Source organism: Pseudonocardia aurantiaca (assembly GCF_039526725.1).
Classification (GTDB): Bacteria; Actinomycetota; Actinomycetes; order Mycobacteriales; family Pseudonocardiaceae; genus Pseudonocardia; species Pseudonocardia aurantiaca.
Genome location: NZ_BAAAJG010000016.1, coordinates 381,744 through 399,231 on the forward strand (window position 1 = coordinate 381,744; position 17,488 = coordinate 399,231).

Annotated in this window: 19 protein-coding genes and 1 pseudogene; 10 read left to right on the forward strand and 10 right to left on the reverse strand. The window is 72.0% G+C overall.

Translation table 11 applies throughout. The annotated features are described in order from the left end of the window. Nucleotides 1-106 precede the first annotated feature (106 nt). On the forward strand, nucleotides 107-958 hold the full coding sequence (locus ABD143_RS26430) for an NAD-dependent epimerase/dehydratase family protein (RefSeq protein ID WP_343983917.1): 852 nt from the start codon (nucleotides 107-109) through the stop codon (nucleotides 956-958). Here the strand turns inward: ABD143_RS26430 and ABD143_RS26435 are convergent, their stop codons facing one another. Together ABD143_RS26435 and ABD143_RS26440 are read right to left on the reverse strand one after the other, a co-directional pair. Continuing rightward, nucleotides 959-2,194: an MFS transporter gene (locus ABD143_RS26435; RefSeq protein WP_343983919.1), complete on the reverse strand. Its 1,236-nt coding sequence runs from the start codon at nucleotides 2,192-2,194 to the stop codon at nucleotides 959-961. A 48-nt stretch (nucleotides 2,195-2,242) separates the two neighbouring features. Then, entirely contained in the window at nucleotides 2,243-2,419 is a 177-nt protein-coding gene (locus ABD143_RS26440) for a hypothetical protein (RefSeq protein WP_343983921.1), read from the reverse strand. Between the two features lie 195 nt (nucleotides 2,420-2,614). On the opposite strand from ABD143_RS26440, the gene ABD143_RS26445 reads away from it, so the two are divergent. Further along, nucleotides 2,615-2,851, forward strand: coding sequence for a type II toxin-antitoxin system Phd/YefM family antitoxin (locus tag ABD143_RS26445; RefSeq protein WP_343983923.1), 237 nt, complete (start codon nucleotides 2,615-2,617; stop codon nucleotides 2,849-2,851). Continuing rightward, entirely contained in the window at nucleotides 2,848-3,267 is a 420-nt protein-coding gene (locus ABD143_RS26450; protein WP_343983925.1) for a type II toxin-antitoxin system VapC family toxin, read from the forward strand. Before ABD143_RS26445 ends, ABD143_RS26450 begins: the two co-directional genes overlap by 4 nt. On the opposite strand, the gene ABD143_RS26455 is transcribed toward ABD143_RS26450, so the two are convergent. Next, nucleotides 3,268-4,293 carry an LLM class F420-dependent oxidoreductase gene (locus tag ABD143_RS26455; RefSeq protein ID WP_343983927.1) on the reverse strand — a complete coding sequence of 342 codons (1,026 nt, stop codon included), beginning with the start codon at nucleotides 4,291-4,293 and terminating at the stop codon, nucleotides 3,268-3,270. It abuts the gene before it with no gap. 90 nt (nucleotides 4,294-4,383) lie between these two features. Between ABD143_RS26455 and ABD143_RS26460 the strand changes: the two genes are divergently transcribed. After that, the gene (locus tag ABD143_RS26460; protein WP_343983929.1) at nucleotides 4,384-5,535 is read left to right on the forward strand and encodes a glycosyltransferase 87 family protein; all 1,152 of its coding nucleotides are present in this window, start codon (nucleotides 4,384-4,386) and stop codon (nucleotides 5,533-5,535) included. A 231-nt stretch (nucleotides 5,536-5,766) separates the two neighbouring features. Here the strand turns inward: ABD143_RS26460 and ABD143_RS26465 are convergent, their stop codons facing one another. After that, nucleotides 5,767-5,994, reverse strand: coding sequence for a hypothetical protein (locus tag ABD143_RS26465; RefSeq protein WP_343983931.1), 228 nt, complete (start codon nucleotides 5,992-5,994; stop codon nucleotides 5,767-5,769). 133 nt (nucleotides 5,995-6,127) lie between these two features. Here ABD143_RS26465 and ABD143_RS26470 point away from each other — a divergent pair, with 133 nt between their 5' ends. Next, complete coding sequence (locus tag ABD143_RS26470) at nucleotides 6,128-6,973, forward strand: DUF5753 domain-containing protein (protein WP_343983933.1); 846 nt, start codon at nucleotides 6,128-6,130, stop codon at nucleotides 6,971-6,973. 23 nt (nucleotides 6,974-6,996) lie between these two features. Beyond that, nucleotides 6,997-7,344 (forward strand): DUF397 domain-containing protein, encoded by a 348-nt coding sequence (locus ABD143_RS26475; RefSeq protein ID WP_343983935.1) that lies wholly within the window; start codon nucleotides 6,997-6,999, stop codon nucleotides 7,342-7,344. Between the two features lie 62 nt (nucleotides 7,345-7,406). On the opposite strand, the gene qcrB is transcribed toward ABD143_RS26475, so the two are convergent. The 4 genes from qcrB to ctaE are packed head-to-tail and all read right to left on the reverse strand — an operon-like array spanning nucleotide 7,407 to nucleotide 11,713. Beyond that, entirely contained in the window at nucleotides 7,407-9,056 is a 1,650-nt protein-coding gene (gene qcrB, locus ABD143_RS26480) for a cytochrome bc1 complex cytochrome b subunit (protein WP_343983937.1), read from the reverse strand. Next, nucleotides 9,053-10,213, reverse strand: a complete 1,161-nt coding sequence (qcrA, locus tag ABD143_RS26485) for a cytochrome bc1 complex Rieske iron-sulfur subunit (protein ID WP_343983939.1) — start codon at nucleotides 10,211-10,213, stop codon at nucleotides 9,053-9,055. Before qcrA ends, qcrB begins: the two co-directional genes overlap by 4 nt. After that, nucleotides 10,210-11,052: a cytochrome bc1 complex diheme cytochrome c subunit gene (qcrC, locus tag ABD143_RS26490; protein WP_343983941.1), complete on the reverse strand. Its 843-nt coding sequence runs from the start codon at nucleotides 11,050-11,052 to the stop codon at nucleotides 10,210-10,212. Before qcrC ends, qcrA begins: the two co-directional genes overlap by 4 nt. A 55-nt stretch (nucleotides 11,053-11,107) precedes the next feature. Continuing rightward, nucleotides 11,108-11,713, reverse strand: a complete 606-nt coding sequence (gene ctaE, locus ABD143_RS26495) for an aa3-type cytochrome oxidase subunit III (RefSeq protein WP_343983943.1) — start codon at nucleotides 11,711-11,713, stop codon at nucleotides 11,108-11,110. Between the two features lie 139 nt (nucleotides 11,714-11,852). Between ctaE and ABD143_RS26500 the strand changes: the two genes are divergently transcribed. From ABD143_RS26500 to ABD143_RS26510, 3 genes are all read left to right on the forward strand, one after another. Next, the gene (locus ABD143_RS26500) at nucleotides 11,853-12,281 is read left to right on the forward strand and encodes a hypothetical protein (RefSeq protein ID WP_343983945.1); all 429 of its coding nucleotides are present in this window, start codon (nucleotides 11,853-11,855) and stop codon (nucleotides 12,279-12,281) included. Then, nucleotides 12,274-13,323: an anthranilate phosphoribosyltransferase gene (gene trpD / locus ABD143_RS26505; RefSeq protein WP_343983947.1), complete on the forward strand. Its 1,050-nt coding sequence runs from the start codon at nucleotides 12,274-12,276 to the stop codon at nucleotides 13,321-13,323. The genes ABD143_RS26500 and trpD overlap by 8 nt, the downstream gene beginning before the upstream one ends. Nucleotides 13,324-13,468: 145 nt before the next feature. After that, nucleotides 13,469-14,599 carry a serine hydrolase domain-containing protein gene (locus ABD143_RS26510; protein ID WP_343983949.1) on the forward strand — a complete coding sequence of 377 codons (1,131 nt, stop codon included), beginning with the start codon at nucleotides 13,469-13,471 and terminating at the stop codon, nucleotides 14,597-14,599. Here the strand turns inward: ABD143_RS26510 and ABD143_RS26515 are convergent. Both ABD143_RS26515 and ABD143_RS26520 read right to left on the reverse strand, forming a co-directional pair. Then, complete coding sequence (locus ABD143_RS26515) at nucleotides 14,580-14,885, reverse strand: Lrp/AsnC family transcriptional regulator (protein ID WP_343983995.1); 306 nt, start codon at nucleotides 14,883-14,885, stop codon at nucleotides 14,580-14,582. The two genes, ABD143_RS26510 and ABD143_RS26515, sit on opposite strands and share 20 nt — an antisense overlap. 49 nt (nucleotides 14,886-14,934) lie before the next feature. Beyond that, complete coding sequence (locus tag ABD143_RS26520; protein WP_343983951.1) at nucleotides 14,935-16,653, reverse strand: DEDD exonuclease domain-containing protein; 1,719 nt, start codon at nucleotides 16,651-16,653, stop codon at nucleotides 14,935-14,937. A gap of 117 nt (nucleotides 16,654-16,770) precedes the next feature. On the opposite strand from ABD143_RS26520, the pseudogene ABD143_RS26525 reads away from it, so the two are divergent. Next, a pseudogene (locus ABD143_RS26525) lies at nucleotides 16,771-17,488 on the forward strand (NYN domain-containing protein); the annotation flags it as partial.

A 17,488-nucleotide genomic window follows, 5' to 3' on the forward strand; every position in this document is an offset into this window, starting at 1 on the left:
GACGACGATAGCGCGCATCACACGTGGGGTGGCAATGCCCCGGCCCCGTCCGGGTGGTAGGCAGGAGTGGCCGCAGCAGCGGCCGCCCACTTACCTCGGAGGATGCATGACCACCGTCGCCGTGACCGGGAGCAGCGGGAAGCTGGGCCGGCATGTCGTGCGCGACCTGCAGGAGCACGGCTACCAGGTGATCGGTCTGGACCGCGTGCCGCACCCGAGCCTCCCCGGCGGGTCGTTCGTCCAGCTCGACCTCACCGACCAGGGCCAGGTGCTCGAGGCGCTCACCCGCGTCGACGACAGGCACGACGGGGTCGACGCCGTCGTCCACCTCGGCGCGATCCCGGCGCCGGGGCGCACCACGAACTCGGCCACGTTCGCCAACAACATCACCGCGACCTACAACGTCTTCGCCGCGGCCCGCACCGCCGGCATCCGCAACATCGTGTGGGCGTCCAGCGAGACAGTGCTCGGGCTCCCGTTCGACACCCCACCGCCCTACATCCCGGTGGACGAGGAGTACGCGCCACGGCCGGAGAGCACGTACTCGCTGGTCAAGACGCTGGAGGAGGAGATGGCGCGGCAGTTCGCCCGCTGGGTGCCCGACCTCAAGGCGTTCGGGCTGCGCTTTTCCAACGTGATGGACCCCGAGGACTACACCGCCTTCCCCGGTTTCGACGCCGACGCGCAGCTGCGGCGCTGGAACCTCTGGGGCTACATCGACGGCCGCGACGGGGCGCAGGCCGTGCGGCTCGCACTGGAGCACGACGCCACCGGCGTGGAGGTGTTCGTGATCGCGAACGCCGACACTGTCATGTCGCGCCCGAGCACCGAGCTGGTGGCCGAGGTCTACCCCGGCGTGCCGGTCACGCGCCCGCTCGGCGAGCACGAGACGATGCTGTCGATCGACAAGGCCCGCCGCGTGCTCGGGTACGAGCCGAAGCACAGCTGGCGCCACTGATCACGAGGCAGGGATCGGCACCGGGTCGGGGTCGTCGAGCCGGGCCGGGGTGAACCGCCGCCAGGCCACCACCGTGAGCACGGACATCCCGCCGAATGCGAGCCAGAACGGGGCCGTGATGCCCAGGCCGCCGGCCGTCAGTCCCCCGACCAGGGCCCCGATCGCCGCTCCCCCGATGGCGAAGAGGAAGTAGACGCTGTTGACGCGCCCGCGCAGCGCGTCGGGCACCGCCCGCTGGCGCCAGGACAGCGTCAGCACACCCCACACGCTGGCGTGCGCACCGAACACCACCATGGTGGTGATCGCGACCCACGGTGCGCGCGCCAGCGCCAGCGACAGGTGCGTGCACGTCTCGATCACCAGCCCGGCACGCAGGAGCCCAGCCACCCCGAACCGCTCCTGCAGGCGGGCCGACGCCGCGGAACCGGCGACGCCGCCGACCGCGGACGCGGCCAGCAGCAGGCCGAAGCCCACCTCGTCGAGGCCCAGCCGCTCGCGGGCGTAGAGCACGAGGATCGAGAACGTGCCCATCAGGGTCAGGTTCATCAGCGAGAGGCAGATGGCGAGCATCCGGAGCACCGGGTGGCGCATGAGCGCGCGCATGCCCGTGGTGACGTCCCGGCGCAACGGCGCGTGCGGCTCGGACCGCGGCTCGGGCCGCGGGATCCGCAGCGTCGCGATGAGCACGGCCCCGATCAGGAACGTCGCCGCGTTGAGCCCGAACGGGATCGCGGCCGCGAGCACGAACAGCGCGGCGCCGAGCGGCGGCGCGAGCAACTGGTTGCCGACGATGTGGACGCCGACCAGCCGGGCGTTTGCGCGCGGCAGCTGGTCCGGTGGCACGAGGGCCGGCAGCAGGGCGGTGCTCGCGCTGTCGGCCAGCGTCTCCATCGTGCCGACGGCGAACAGCGCAACGTAGATCAGCGCCACACTCGCACTTCCGGTGGCGACGGCGGCGGCGAGCGCGCCGATGACGGCGGCGCGCACGAGGTTGACCAGCACCACGAGCTTGCGCCGGTCGATCCGGTCCACCAGCACCCCCGCGGGCAGTGCGAACAGCAGCCACGGGAGTTGCTGTGCGAACACCGCACCTGCCACCAGCGCCGGGTCGGAGGTCAGCGACGCGAGCAGCAGGGGACCGGCGGCGAGGGCTACCCCGTCGCCGACGTTGGTGGCCGCGCTGGCTGTCCACAGCCGCGCGAATCCGCTACCGAGTGGTGCCCCCCGCGCCCGCACCCGCCCAGCCTGGGCTCAGGCGGGCGGGCGGGGCAACCGGGTTCGCGGTCAGCGGCGGCTGCGGCGGTAGCTCACCGAGCGCGTGCCGATGCCGGCCAGGAACAGCGCAAGGCACAGCAGCCCGGCCGTGACGAGGATCCCGCTCGTGATCACCTGGATCGAGATCCCGGCGAGGTCGAAGATGAGGGCGAGTCCGAAGAGGACGGCAGCGACGATCGCGAGCATTGTGGCTCCTCAGGTGCGGGTCGGCGTGCGTTGATGATCCGCCCTGCTGTCCGGTTTCGCATGGTGAGCGCCGATCTGCGAACGGATCGTGACGCTGCCGTTGCCTGGTCGACGGACGAGCAGCAGGCGACCGGGGAACAGACGCGTCGGCGGCGCGAGAAGCCGCCGCTGTCTCACGTGTGATACGGTCGTCGCGTGGACGAGGTCACCATCCGCGAGCTGCGTAATCACGGTGGCGAGGTGTTGCAGCGCGTTGAGCACGGCGAGACGGTCGTCGTGACGCGGGCCGGGGTTCCGGTCGGAGAGTTGCGCCCCTTGCCGCGCCCGCGGCTCAGCGCCACGTCCCTGCTCGCCCGCTGGCGCGGTGTCCCCGTAGTGGACCCGCGCGTTTTCCGCTCGGATGTCGATGCGGTGCTGGACCCTGCCCTGTGACCGGAGCGGATCGGCGAGGACTGCTGGACACCAGCACAGTCATCGCGCTCCCCCTCCTGCGTACTGAGCAGGGTCTTCCCGAGGAGCCCCTCATCTCGACGATCACCCTTGCCGAGCTGTCGGTCGGACCGCTCGTCGCCGGCTCGGAGAAGGAGCGGGCGGCGCGTCAGGCCGTCCTGCAGCAGGCGGAGGCCGACTTCGACCCGTTGCCCTTTGACGCGTCCGCTGCGCGCGCATTCGGCCGGGTGGCATCCGCGCTGCGGCAGGCTGGACGTAAGCCGCAAGCACGGGCCTATGACGCACTGATCGCTGCAGTAGCGATCGCCAATGATCTGCCGGTCCACACGTGCAATCCGGCCGACTTCGCTGGGATCGACGGCCTTGATGTCGTGCCAGTGCCTGTGCCGGGACCGTGACTAAGGCGCCGCGCGCAGCTCCTCCGTCGCCCGCGCGAACAGGTCGTCGGCGTGTGGGTAGGGCGCGTAGAAGGTGAAGCGGTCGACCAGGCCGCCGAAGCGCTCCAGCAGCGCCGCGCCCAGCCGGTCCGGCTCGGCCACCACCGCGAACGCCTGCAGCACCTCGTCGTCGACCAGCTCGCCCATCCGCTGCCAGCGGGCCGGGTCGCTGCCGCGGGAGAGCTTGTTCAGCTCGTCGCCGAGCGCGCCCCAGCCGTGCAGGTCCAGCACCTTCCGGTAGGACGGCGTGCTCCCGTAGAACGCGATCTGCTCGCGCGTGCCGCGGGCCGCAGCGGCCATCTCCTCCTCGTTGGTGCCCGAGACGACGAAGCCGGAGAAGGAGATCGAGAAGCCCGCGAGGCTCCGCCCGGACGCCGCCAGGCCCTCTTGCACGATCGGCAGGGTCTGCTCCTCCAGGTAGCGCCGGGTCGTGAACGCGTGCGGCTGCAGCCCGTCGCACACCTCTCCCGCGGTGCGGGTCATCTGGTCGCCGACAGCGGCCAGGTAGACCTGCGGCGGCCCCCACGGGCTCGGCTCGGGGGAGAAGAACGGCGTCATGAGGGTGTGGCTGTAGAAGTCACCGTGGAAGTTGAGCCGCTCGCCCGTCTCCCACGCCGACCAGATCGCCCGCAGCGCGCTGACGTACTCCCGCATCCGCGCGGCCGGCCGGCTCCACGGCATCGCGAACCGGCGCTCGATGTGCGGCTTCACCTGGCTGCCGAGGCCGAGCAGGAACCGGCCCTCCGAGTGCACCTGCACGTCGTGCGCCACGTACGCCATGCTCATCGGGTTGCGCGCGAACGCGACGGCGATCGCCGTGCCCACCGCTATCCGCGCGGTGTGCTCGGCCACTGGCATGAGCGGCAGGAAGGGGTCGTGCGGGCCCTCGAAGCTCCAGAGCCCGTCGTAGCCGGCCGCCTCCCGATCCCTGGCCTCCTTCGCCAGTTCTGCCAGCCCGGTGCCCTGCAGCATCGCGTCGACCTTCATCGGCCCACCTCTCGTCCGCCCCTGGAGTTCCGAACATCTGGAGACCCGAGCATCTCCCAGCCGCTCCGCAGGGGACACTAACCTCGCCGGATGGACGGACGCCGGCTGCGCTGGTACCTCGCCGGGCTCGCCGTCGCCGTGCTCGTCGGGCAGGCCGTGGTGCTCGCGCTGTGGCCGGACGCGCACCTGCTGATGATAGACCTGCAGGTCTATGCCGCGGGCGGCGAGCACGTGCTGCGTGGCGCGCCGCTGTACGACGGCGGGGTTCTGCTCGACCTCCCGTTCGTCTACCCGCCGTTCGCGGCCGTGCTGTTCGCGCCACTCTCCGTGCTGCCGCTCGGCCTACTGAAGGTGCTGTGGACGGCCGCGGGGATCGGGCTGCTCGGCTTCGTCGTCCACCGCTGCGGGCGGGCCGCCGGCCTCCCACTCGGGATCGCGGGTGCCGCGTTGCTGGCGGTGGTCGCGACGGGCCTCGACCCCGTGCGGACCACCCTCTACCTCGGCCAGATCAACCTCGTGCTGCTCGCGCTGGTGGTCGGCGACCTGCTGGGCCGCCCGGGGAGCCGCTGGCGTGGGGTGGGTGTGGGCCTCGCCGCTGCCGTGAAGCTGACGCCGCTGGTGTTCGTGGTGTACCTGCTGGTGACCGGGCGGCGGCGGGCCGCGGCCGCGGCGGTGGGGGTGTTCGTGGCGGCCGGTGTGCTGGGCTTCCTCCTCGCCCCCGCCGACTCGGTGGACTACTGGGTGCACGGCACGTTCGTCGCCGCGGACCGGATCTCCGACGTCGCAGGCCTCAGCAACCACTCGCTCAACGGCCTGCTCGCCCGGCTTGGGCTCCCCGTGCTGTGGATCCCCGCTGCGGTGGTGCTCGGTGCCGCAACGATCGTGCTCGCCGTGCAGGCGCACCGGGCCGGGCAGGAACTCTTCGCCGTGACGCTGTGCGGGCTCGCCTCCGCCGCGCTGGCCCCGTTTGCGTGGTCGCACCACTGGGTGTGGGCGGTGCCGCTGATGGTGCTGCTCGTGGCCAGGGCTGCGGCCGGCGCCCGGGCCGCGGTGGCGCTGCTGGGCGGCCTGCTCATCGTGACGCTCGCTGTGGTGACCAGGCTGCCCGGACCGGGCGTGGGCCCGATCCCGAGCACCGGCCTGATCTCCCTGCAGCCGGACGTCTACCTGCTCCTGTACGCCGGAGCACTGGCCGCCGCCGCGTGGAGCCTGAGGAGCGTGATCGCCAAGATGGGGACATGAGCTGCACATCTGCAGCTCGCGGCGCCCCGAGCGCTTCCAGGCTCTGCACACAAATACGCACCGGGTGCCGCCGTGAGATGAACCTGAGAGTGGTTCGCCCAAGATCAAACAGCTCTGGCGTGCACCTCACGGCCGGCCGGCGAGTGGATGGACGCGTATGTGTGTGCAGAGCCTGGGGCCGCCGGACGCCGCGTGGCCTCGCGCAGGCCAGCAACGACCACCTCGTGCAGCTCAAGCTCCCAGATTGGTGATCTTGTCGCGCTCGTGTGCCGCCCGCGCCGTCGACGCCAGCACCGCGATCCGGCACGGCCACAGCGGTGCCAGCCGCACCTGCGACAGGCATGCCCGGCACCGGCCGTCGTGACCCGCGACGTGGTCGGTGAGCAGGCGCGACCAGAGGCCGGGGGAGTTCGCGATCACTCCCGCAGCTCTGGCCAGCACTGTTGATTGCTCGTGCACTGGTGGTTCCCCCTCTGTCGGCTCCCGCCGAGGTTCCTCACGGGAACCGCCGGACGGGATCGATCAGCGTGGGAATCCCATTTGTGCAGTTCCCACTGACACCATTCGGTCACCGGGCCGACGCGGAGGGTGCATGGAGAAGCGGAACGGGTCGTCGATCAGGCGGCGCATCCTCGGCCGCAGGCTCCGGGAGCTGCGCGAGCTGGCCGGGTACACGCTGGAATCGGCGGCGCCCGCGCTCGACGCCTCGGTCAGCAGGCTCAGCCGCATCGAGACCGGGCAGCAGAAGGCCGACGTGCACCTGGTCAAGAGCATGCTCGACCTCTTCGACGCCGGCGGCGACCACTGGACCGAGCTGCTCGCGCTGGCGCGGGAGGCCGGTCAGCGCGGCTGGTACCGGGCCTACGGGCTGGGCGACAACTCCTACGTCGGCTACGAGACCGAGGCCACCCAGGTGCTGGAGTACGCGCTCGGGTTCGTGCCAGGCCTGCTGCAGGTGCCCGACTACAGCCGCGCCCTCTATGACGCGTCGCCGATGCGCCGGACGGCTGCGGAACGCGAGCGCGAGGTGGAGGTCCGCACGATCCGGCAACGCCGCCTGCACTCCGAAGATGACCCGCTACGGCTGGCGGCGATTCTCGATGACGCGGCGTTGCGGAACCCTGTCGGCGGCCGGGAGACGCATTGCGCGCAGCTCGCACATCTGCACACGGCGGCAGAACTGCCGACCGTCACCCTCCAGGTGCTGCCTGCCGGGCAGGGAGCGCATCCCGCGCTGGCCTCCGGGTTCATGGTGCTCAGATTCGGAGACCTGGGAGAGCCGGACATGGCCTACGCGGAGCATGCTCTCGGCGCCACACTCTTGGAGAAGGAACCCGAGGTCACGCTGGCTAGACTCAAGTTCGACCAGCTGCGGACCCTTGCGCTGGCCCCGGTCGAGTCGCGGGAGCTCATCCGGCGGGTCGCCGGCGAGTTGTAGACGCGGAAGGCGGGCTCGGGGACTTGGACAACCTGGATTGGCGCACCAGCAGCTTCAGCGGCGAGAACGGCGGGAGCTGCGTCGAGGTGGCGCCGCTGCCAGACGGCGGGGTCGCCGTCCGGGACACCAAGGACCGCTCCCGCGCCCCGCACCAACACACCACGGCTGCGTGGCAGGCGTTCCTCGCGGGCGTACGGGGCTGGGACGTCGGGAACGTCCGCCGCGGCGTGGAGATGTCGCGGCTGGCCGACGGTGGAGTGGCATTGCGACCCGCCGCCGACCCCACCGCCGAGCCGCACGTCTACACCGCGGCGGAGTGGGTGGCGTTCGTCAAGGGCGTTGAGGCGGGCGAGTTCGACTTCCCGGAGTAGCCACACAACAAGAAGCGCCCCACCGGATCACCCGGCGGGGCCCTTCTCGTGAACCTGCTACCTCACTCGTCCTTCGGCCGGCCGGCCAGCGCCCTGCGCTCGCGGTGGGCGGCGGCCTCGGCAGCCGCCTCCTCGGCCTTCGCCCGCTCGTGCGCGGCGGTCTCGTCGGCCGGGTCGGGCTTGAGCAGCGAGCCGGCCACCGGCGAGCCGCCCATGCCGAGCTGGTTCATCTTCTTCGGCACCGGAGCGCCCTGGTACTCCAGGGGGATCGGGTGGCCGTGGCTGTCCACGCCGGCGAGCGGCTGGTGGACCTCGATGAACTCGCCGTGCGGGAGCCTGCGGATGATGCCGGTCTCGATGCCGTGCTCGAGCACCGCCCGGTCGCTGCGCTGGAGCCCGATGCAGATCCGGTAGGTGACGTAGTAGGCGATCGGCGGCACGACCAGCACCCCGATGCGGCCCGCCCAGGTGGTGGCGTTGAGCGAGACGTCGAAGAAGTAGGCGATCAGGTCGTTGCTGCCACTCAGCACCAGCACCGTGTAGAACGAGATGGCCATGACGCCCAGCGCCGTGCGCACCGGTACGTCCCGCGGCCGCTGCAGCAGGTTGTGCAGCGCGTTGTCCTTGGTGAACCGCTTCTCCACCCAGGGGTAGATGCCGGCGAGCACGTAGAGGACCGGGAGGAACGCGGGGCTGGCCCAGAAGGCCGGCGGGATGTTGTAGTCGCCGAAGTGGATGTCCCACGGCGGGAAGATCCGCAGCATGCCCTCGGTGAAGAGGACGTACCAGTCGGGCTGCGAACCCGCGGAGATGTGGGACGGGTTGTACGGGCCGAAGTTCCAGATCGGGTTGATCTGGAAGAGCCCGCCCATCATCGCGATGACGCCGACCGTGACGGCGAAGAACGCGCCGCCCTTGGCGGCGAACGCCGGCAGGATCCGGACGCCGACGACGTTGCCCTCGGTGCGGCCGGGCCCGGGGAACTGGGTGTGCTTCTGGTACCAGACCAGCCCGACGTGCACCGCGATCAGCGCCAGCAGGATGCCCGGGATGAGCAGCACGTGCACGATGTAGAGCCGCGGGATGATCTCCGTGCCGGGGAACTCCCCGCCGAACAGGGCCCACTGGGTCCAGGTGCCGATCACGGGGACGGCGAGGGTGAACCCGGATGCGATGCGCAGGCCCGTGCCGGACAGCAGGTCGTCCGGCAGCGAGTAGCCGGTGAAGCCGGCGAAGAAGCCGAGGAACAGCAGCAGCACGCCGATGACCCAGTTCGCCTCGCGCGGCTTACGGAAGGCGCCGGTGAAGAACGTGCGGAACATGTGCACGACCATCGCGGCCACGAAGATCAGCGCCGCCCAGTGGTGCACCTGCCGGACGAACAGGCCGCCGCGCACGTCGAATGAGATCTGCAGCGAGCTCTCGAACGCGCGGGACATGTGGATGCCGCGCAGGTTCTCGAACGGGCCGTTGTAGGTGACCTCGACCATCGACGGGTCGAAGAAGATCGCGAGGTAGGTGCCCGACAGCAGCAGAATGATGAAGCTGTAGAGGGCGATCTCGCCGAGCATGAACGACCAGTGCGTCGGGAAGACCTTGTTGAACTGCTTCCGCAGCCCCGCCGCCGGGTGGTACCGCTGGTCCGCCTCGTCGAGCGCCTTCACCACGTGCGGGTTCGCACCACTGCTGGTGGGTGTCGTGATCGAACTCATGGCGTGTACCTCCGCTCCCAGAAGGCCGGGCCGACCGCTTCGCGGAAGTCACCCGTCGCAACGAGGTAGCCCTCGCTGTTGACTGTAATCGGCAGTTGGGGAAGTGGCCTGGTGCCGGGACCGAAGATCGGCTTTGCGTACTCCGTGGCCAGGAACTGCGTCTGGTGGCACGGGCAGAGGATCCGGTTGGTCTGCGCCTCGTACAGCGACGTGGGGCAGCCCAGGTGGGTGCAGATCTTCGAGTAGGCGTAGTAGTCGCCGAAGTGGAAGTTCTCCTGCCCTGCGCGCTGCACGACCGGCTGGCCGGGGCGGAGGCGGATCAGCATGACCGGCGTGTCCGACCCGCTGAGCCCGGCGATGAGGGCCTCCGCGTTGCCGCGCTCGGACTCGCGGAACGGGAACACGGTCTCCATCGAGCCCGGCTCCTGGTCCTCAGGGCGGACGAGCGAGACCTCGGTCGGGTCGCCGGTGTCGCGGCGCAGGTAGACGGTCTCGCCGCCGATGGGCCGCCAGGCGGTGACCCACAGGGGCGAGTCGGGGCCGAGCTTCCACGGGTTGCGGACCAGCGGGGCGATCGCGGCGATGCCCAGCGCGAGGCCGAACACACCGGCGGCGGCACCGGCGGCGCGCTTGATCACCGTGCGCCGGGCGATGCCGGTGTCCGTACCGGCCTTGACGAGCTGCGCCACGACGGTGCGCCGCGCCACCTCGTCGGACGCGCCGTCGTGGCGCTGCTGCACTGACACCTCGTCCGGGAAGAACCTCTTCACGTACGCGATGACGCCGATGCCGAGCGCGAGCACCGCGAGGCCGAACGTGCCGCCGACGATCGGGGTGTAGAGCGCGTAAAGCCCGTAGCCCGGCGCGCCGGGGGCGACGTACTGGTAGGGCCAGAACAGGAAGGACGCGAGGAACGCGAGACCCGACAGCGCCGAGATGACGAACCAGAGTGCCACCGAGCGCTCGGCGCGCTTCTCGGCGCGGGTGCCGGGGACCGGCCACTTGCGCTGGTTGTGCAGCACCTGGACGTCGTCGAGCTCCGTGGCCAGCCGGGCCGCATCCTCGATCGGCATCTCCTCCACCTCGGCTGGGGTGGGGACGCGCGGGTGTGGGTGCTCGGTGCCCAGGCCCGGTGGGTCCTGTCGCGAGGTGTTCATGACTTGGCTCCCAGCCACAGTGCGAATCCGATCATGGCGGCGATGCCGACGATGAAGGTGACGAGGCCCTCGGACACCGGACCGATTCCGCCCAGCGGGTTGCCACCCGGGTTGTTGTTGCCGTTCGTCACCGACTTGACATAAGCGATGATGTCTTCCTTCTCCGCCGGCGCGAGCTGCCGGTCGGAGAACTTCGGCATGTTCTGCGGCCCCGTGAGCATCGCTGTGTAGATGTCCAGCTCGGTGGCCGGGTCGAGGTTCGGGGCGAACTTGCCGGACGACAGCGCACCGCCGCGGCCGGTGAAGTTGTGGCACGAGGCGCAGTTGAGGCGGAACAGCTCGCCGCCACGGGCCGGGTCGGTTCCGCGCAGCGCCTCGCCCGAGGCGGCCGGGCGGGTGGGGCCGCCGCCGTTGGCCTGGATGAAGGCGCCGAGCGCGTTGAGGTTGGCCTGGCCCTCTGCGGTGTTCGGGTCGAACTCCGGCAGCGGCGGCTTGCGCACGGCCTGCGCCTCCTGGCGCGCGAGCGGCATCCGGCCCGTCGACACCTGGAAGTACGCCGCCGCGTCACCCACGCCGATCAGGGTCGGCCCGCGGTCCTGCACGCCCTGCAGGTTGGAGCCGTGGCAGCTGATGCAGTGGTTGTTGTAGAGGTCCTGCCCCTTCGCGACGAGCGCGGCGTCGGTGCTCTGCGCCGTGGCGACCTGGGGCTGCGGGGCGAAGGCGGTGTACAGGCCGCCGGCCGTCAGCAGGCCGATGCCCAGCGCCAACGCCGCAGCCACGCGGCGGCGGAATCGGCTGCGCGGGCCACGAGGGCTACTCGATGGGGATGTGGTGGTCATCGTCTGCGTCTTCCAGCCCTTGCGGTCGGCGTCGTCGTCGGGGTCGGCGTCGCGGTCAGCGGATGAAGTAGATGACGGAGAACAGGCCGATCCAGACGACGTCCACGAAGTGCCAGTAGTAGGACACGACGATGGCGGCGGTGGCCTGCTGCGGGGTGAACTTGCTGAGCTTGGTGCGGATGAGCAGGTAGACGAACGCGACGAGGCCGCCCAGGACGTGCAGGCCGTGGAAGCCCGTGGTCAGGTAGAAGACGGTGCCGTAGGCGTCCGACGAGAGGGTGGTGCCCTCCTCGATGAGGGTGCGGTACTCGTTGGCCTGGCCCGCGACGAAAAGCGCACCCATGACCAGGGTGAGCAGGTACCACCGCCGCAGGCCGAACACGTCGCCGCGCTCCGCTGCGAACACGCCGAACTGGCACGTGAACGAGGACGCGACCAGGATGATCGTCACCACGAGGGCGTACGGCACGTCCAGGTGCGTGGGCGGGGGCGGCCACGGCACGCCGGGCGGGTTCTGGGCCCGTGCCGTGAAGTAGATCGCGAACAGCCCGGCGAAGAACATCAGCTCGCTGGACAGCCAGACGATCGTGCCAACGCTGACCAGGTTCGGGCGGTTCAGCGAGTGGATGCGCGCGCTGATGCCGGGAGCCGCTGTCGTCACAGGGGCATTATGACCCCCGCCCAACTTCTACGGCCTGTCGGGGATGCCTCGGTCCGGTCACGGTTCGAACCCCGACGTCGGTGTAGGCCATGGGGTCGGCCTCTGGAGAACGCGCGGCGGGACACTACAGTTCCAGACCGTGAGCAGCCCCGTCGCGCGCGAGACCCTGACCGTGCTGGTCTTCAGCCACCGTCCGGAGGTCCGCGAGGCCATCATCAACGCCGTCGGCCGGCGTCCGGCTCCCGACCTCGGCCGGGTCCGCTTCATCGAGGCGGGCGGCATCGCCGAGGTACTGTCCGCTGCCGACGCCGGCGGCCTCGACCTCGCGATCCTGGACGGGGAGGCGCAGCCCACCGGCGGCATGGGCCTGTCCCGTCAGCTGAAGAACGAGATCGACGCCTGCCCCCCGATCGTCGTGACGGTGCGCAGGCGGGACGACCGGTGGCTCGCGACCTGGTCCCAGGCCGACGCGGTGCTGGTGCACCCGCTCGACCCGCTCACCGCCGCGGAGACGGTGGCCGACGTGCTGCGCCGGTCCGCCGCACTCGATCCCGCGATCCGTGGCTGACAAGAGCGCCCTCAGCTGGTCTTCCCTCCTGGGGAGGCTGATCGCCCGCGAGGACCTGGGGGCGGCCGAGACGGCGTGGGTCATGGACCGGGTCCTCGGGGCCGAAGCCACCTCCGCGCAGCTCGCCGGGTTCATCGTGGCCCTGCGCGCCAAGGGTGAGACGGCCGCCGAGATCGCCGGTCTCGCCGAGGCGATGCTGCGCCACGCCCGCCGCGTCGAGGTGCCGGGCCCGGCTGTCGACGTCGTCGGCACCGGCGGCGACCAGGCGCACACCGTCAACATCTCCTCGATGACCGCGGTCGTCGTGGCGGCGGCGGGAGCGCCTGTCGTCAAGCACGGCAACCGGGCTGCGTCGTCGGCCAGCGGTGCCGCCGACGTCCTCGAGGCGCTCGGCGTGGCCATCGACCTCCCGCCGGACGGGGTGGCGGCGTGCGTCGCCGAGGTCGGCATCGGGTTCTGCTTCGCCCCGGTGTTCCACCCGAGCTTCCGGTACACGGCCGGTCCGCGCCGGGAGCTCGGTGTGCCCACCGCGATGAACGTGCTCGGCCCCCTCACCAACCCGGCCCAGCCGGGCGCCGCGCTCGTCGGGTGTGCGGACGCCAGGATGGCCCCGGTGCTGGCCGAGGTGTTCGCAGGCCGTGGGGCGTCGGCGCTCGTGGTGCGCGGCGACGACGGGCTCGACGAGCTGACCACCACCACGACCAGCACGGTCTGGGTGGTGGGCGGCGGCGAGGTGCGGCAGGAGAGCCTCGACCCCGCCACGTTCGGCCTGGCCCCCGCTACCCGCGAGGACCTGCGCGGTGGCTCGCCGGCCGAGAACGCCGAGGTCTTCCGTTCGCTGGTCGGCGGCGCGCCCGGCCCGGTCCGCGAGGCCGTGCTGCTCAACGCGGCAGGCGCCCTCGTGGCCTTCGACGGGCCGCCCGCGCATCTGAGCGACGCGTTCCCGCCGGCGCTGGAACGGGCGGCCGCGGCCATCGACTCCGGCGCGGCCGAGCGGCTGCTGACCCGCTGGGTCGAGATCTCCAGCTCCTTGCGAGGCTGAAATACCCTCGCCTGGGAACCCCGACCGTCGAGAGCGCGGTCCGCGTCAGGTCGAGATCGCCGAGGCCCGCGGCTGACCCGATCTCCGGGTCGCGGTAGGGATCTTCCCCGATCTCGGCGGGGCGGGATGTTCATAGCGTCGTGACATGCTGAAAAGAAGAACAATAGTGGCGCTCGGGCTGGTCGGGCTCGTCACGACCGGGTGTGCCACCAGCGAGGCGCAGGGGCCGGCCGTTGCGCCCGCCACCCGTGCGGCCGTCCAGGCCCAACTCGATGCGTTGACCGGCGCCGGCGTCGTCGGCGGACTCGCGACCGTGCGCCGCGGCGGGGAGACGGTGGAGGTCCGCAGCGGGGTCGGCGACCTAGCTGCCGGCAATCCGATCCCGGCCACGACGCAGCAGGTGCGGGTCGGCAGCATCACCAAGTCGTTCACCGCGGTGATGGTGCTCCAGCTCGTCGGGGAGGGGCGGGTCGACCTTGACGCCCCGATCGACACGTACCTGCCCGGGCTGATCACCGAGCCGGGCTTCGACGCCGGAACGGTCACCGTCCGGCAGATCCTGCAGCACCGCAGCGGCCTCGCCGAGTTCTCCGACGACCCCCGCGGCAACGAGCTGGCGGCGGCGCGGACGGGCGTCACGATCACGCCGGACGAGATACTCGGCGTCCTCAACGGCAAGCCGGCCCAGTTCCCCGCCGGCACCGAGTTCCGGTACACCAACGCGAACTACATCGTGGCGGGGATGCTCGTCGAGCGGGTCACCGGCCGTCCGTACGCCGAGGAGCTGCAGCACCGCATCCTCACTCCGCTGGGGCTGGCGGACACCTATCTGCCCCCGGCAGGCGAGCGTGCGATCCGCGGGCCGCACCCGAAGGGCTACCAGCCGGAAGGGGACGGGCTCACCGACGTGTCCGAGATCGAGCCGTCGGTGCCGTGGGCGGCCGGCGCGATCGTCTCCACCGGGGCCGACATCGACGCCTTCTACCTCGCCCTGCTCGACGGCAGGCTGCTGGGTCCGGTTCAGCTGGACGACATGGTCACCGGCTCCCCGGACGCGATGGGTCCGGGGTTCGGCTACGGGATCGGGCTGACGACCTTCCAGCTGGCCTGCCCCGGCGGCGGGACCGTCGATGCCGTCGGGCACTCCGGCGGGATCTCGGGGTACTACTCGTTCGGCGCGGCCACCACCACCGGAGGCGCGGTCACGTACGCGTTCACCTCGCCGCCTGAGGAGGTGCCGGACATGCGTGCACTGCTCACGCCGGCCCTCTGCTGAGGCCCTCCGGGTCGAGGCCGACGGAGAAGGTCGCCTCGGTGTCGGCGCGGGAGTAGGAGCGGAAGGCGATGTGGGTGTCGGTGCGCAGCACGCCCTCGACCTTGCTGAGCCGCCCGGCGATCACGTCGGCGAGCTGCTCGTGCGCGGCCACCTTGACCACGGCGATCAGGTCGACGTCACCGGCGCAGGAGTAGACCTCCGCCACCCCGTCGAGGTCGGCGATGGCCTGCGCCGTCTCCGGGATGCGGTCGGCGGCGGTGTGCACCAGGACGATCGCGGTGATCACGACGGCTCCCTTGGTCTCGGTGGGCGGCTCGCCGGACATTAGTCCACCGCTAGTCCAGGTCCACCTCGACCGGGCGGGCGCGCTCGGCCCACCCGCCCCAGCCGCCCGCCCCGCGGGCCGGCTCCGTCCATGCCGGTTCGCTGACCACCAGGCGGGTGCCGCCGGTGGAGAGCCAGCGGTGCAGCAGCCGCACCTCCTCCACGGGCGCGCCGTGCAGCGGGCCGGGTCCCGGCAGGATCGTCTGCGCGCCGAGGCGCAGGGCGTCGATCACCGGCATCGGGGGAGTGCCGCGGCGGGCCACGCCTGCCGCCGCGAGCCGCCCGTACCGGAGCACAGCCACCTCCCAGCCGCCGCGCCCGTCCGGGCGGGCGCCGACGAGCTCGGGCAGCGCCGCCAGCGCGGTCAGCCGCTGCGACCGGGCGAGTCCGACCACCAGGACGGCCAGCCGGTCGCGCAGCCGCGCCGCGGCCTCGAACCGCTCCCTCGCCGCCAGCGCGTCGACCTCGTCGGCCATCGTGCGCAGCGCGGCGTCGTCGCGGCCGGCGACCAGGTCGTGCAGCGCCGTGACGGCCGGGGCGTACTCCTGCGGGGTCTGCAGCCCGGCGCACGGCGCGCCGCAGCGGCCCAGCTCGTACAGGGCGCACGGCGACGCCGAGGCACCGCTGGCCGGGATGCGCTGGGTGCACGGGCGCAGCGGCACGGCGTCGAGCACGGTGTCGACCGCCGCCGCGGCCGCCTGCCGCGACGAGAACGGCCCCAGCGCCCCCTCGCGGGGGGAGTTGACCACGGACAGCCGCGGGAACGCCTCGACCGTGGGCGTGATCCACCACGTGTGATGCGGACGGCGGGAGCGGCGGTTGTAGCGGGGCTGGTGGGCCGCGATGAGTTGCAGCTCGCGGACCGACGCCTCCAGCGCGTGCGCGCAGACGACCGTGTCGACGCGCTCGGCGAGCGACACCATGTCGCGCACCTTGCGGCGCCGCTCGCCTGCGGTGAAGTAGCTGCGGACGCGGCGCTGCAGGTCGCCGCTGGTGCCCACGTAGAGCACCTCGTCACCGTGGCCGCGGAAGAGGTAGACGCCGGGCGCCGAGGGCACCCTCTGAGCGAGCACGCGCTTCTGCCGCTGCTGCTGGGTGGGGCGGTGCGGCGCCGACTCCTTGGCCAGCGCGAGCAGCTCCTCCAGGCTCTGCACCCCGAGGTTGCCCACCCGTTCCAGCAGGCGGTGGAGCACCTCCACCGTGGCTCGGGCGTCGGCGAGTGCGCGGTGGGTGGGGCGGGTGGCGGTGCCGAAGAGCTGCGCGAGCGCCCCGAGCCGGACGCTGGGGGCCTCGTCGCGGGGGAGGACCGCGCGGGCCAGCCGGGCCGTGCACAGCACCGGCGGCCGCGGCCACACCTGCCCGTGCCGCTCGCACGCCGCCCGGAGGAAGCCCGAGTCGAACGGGGCGTTGTGGGCCACGAGCACCGCGCCCCGCAGGAACTCCAGCAGGGTGGGCAGCACGGCCTCGATCCGTGGGGCGCCCGCCGTCATCGCCGAGGTGATGCCGGTGAGGGCGACGATGCCGGGCGGCACACCGGTGCCGGGATCGACGAGCGTGTCGAGCTCGCCGATCCGCTCGCCGCCGCGGACCTTCACCGCCCCGACCTCGGTGATGGCATCGCCACCGTTCGCGGAGCCGCCTGTGGTCTCCAGGTCGAGCACGACGAACGTGACCTCGCGCAGCGGTGTGCCGAGTTCGTCGAACGACAGTTGGGGAGAGCGGACGGGCACGGCGGCGGACGCTAGCGCCGGCCCCCGACAGGATTTCCGGACCGAGCCTGGCCCGACGTGTGCATTGTGACCGCCGCGTAACGGGTGCAGCGGGCCTAGCGAGGATAACCTTGACCGATGTCGAGGTCTGACGGACCGTCCGGCCTGCCCGAAGCGGGTGCGGCCGAGGCGTGTGCTGCCCTCGACTGGGAACGGCTCCCCGACGCGGTGCGCGGGCGCCTGGCGGGGCTGGCCGCCACCGCCGTGGGTGCGATGCCCCTCGCGGACGTGCCGGTGGCGTTGCGCCGCCTCGCCCGCTTCACCCCGGCCAAGCGCGCCAAGCTCGGCGCGCAGGCCCTTACGGCCGAGCTGGCGTCGTCCGCGGCCTTCCGCACGGCCGTCGTGGCCTGGTGGGAGGAGCACCGGCCAGGCGAGCTGACCGTCACCGCCGACGACCCGCTTACCGCCGCGGCGTCGGCGATCCTCAACGACGACCCGGCGGCGGCCGACGCCGTCGCCGCGGCGGTGCGCCGGGGCGAGGCGGGGGAGCTGCGGGCGGAGCTGGACGCCGCCCTGTCCCGCGTGGACAAGCTCACGATCGAGATGGAACGGCTGCGCGGCGAGCTGTCCGAGGCCTGGGTACAGGCCCGGGTGGCGGGGGAGCAGCGCGACACTGAGTACCAGCAGTTGCGCAGGCGGGTGTCCGAGCAGGGCGCCCGGCTCCGGGCGGCCACGGACGCGCAGGCCGCAGCCGAGCGCACGGCCGATGAGCTGCGGGTGGCTGCCGAGCGCGACCTGGCCGCCGCGGTCGCCGAGCGCGACCGCGAGCGGGCGCGCGCCGAGGCCGAGCGCCGCC

Excerpts from the sequence above, each read along its gene's own strand:
- ABD143_RS26430 (WP_343983917.1), top strand. The coding sequence starts at position 107 with ATGACCACCGTCGCCGTGACCGGGAGCAGCGGGAAGCTGGGCCGGCAT.
- ABD143_RS26440 (WP_343983921.1), bottom strand. The coding sequence starts at position 2,419 with ATGCTCGCGATCGTCGCTGCCGTCCTCTTCGGACTCGCCCTCATCTTC.
- ABD143_RS26455 (WP_343983927.1), bottom strand. The coding sequence starts at position 4,293 with ATGAAGGTCGACGCGATGCTGCAGGGCACCGGGCTGGCAGAACTGGCG.
- ABD143_RS26460 (WP_343983929.1), top strand. The coding sequence starts at position 4,384 with ATGGACGGACGCCGGCTGCGCTGGTACCTCGCCGGGCTCGCCGTCGCC.
- ABD143_RS26470 (WP_343983933.1), top strand. The coding sequence starts at position 6,128 with ATGGAGAAGCGGAACGGGTCGTCGATCAGGCGGCGCATCCTCGGCCGC.
- qcrB (WP_343983937.1), bottom strand. The coding sequence starts at position 9,056 with ATGAGTTCGATCACGACACCCACCAGCAGTGGTGCGAACCCGCACGTG.
- qcrA (WP_343983939.1), bottom strand. The coding sequence starts at position 10,213 with ATGAACACCTCGCGACAGGACCCACCGGGCCTGGGCACCGAGCACCCA.
- qcrC (WP_343983941.1), bottom strand. The coding sequence starts at position 11,052 with ATGACCACCACATCCCCATCGAGTAGCCCTCGTGGCCCGCGCAGCCGA.
- ABD143_RS26510 (WP_343983949.1), top strand. The coding sequence starts at position 13,469 with ATGCTGAAAAGAAGAACAATAGTGGCGCTCGGGCTGGTCGGGCTCGTC.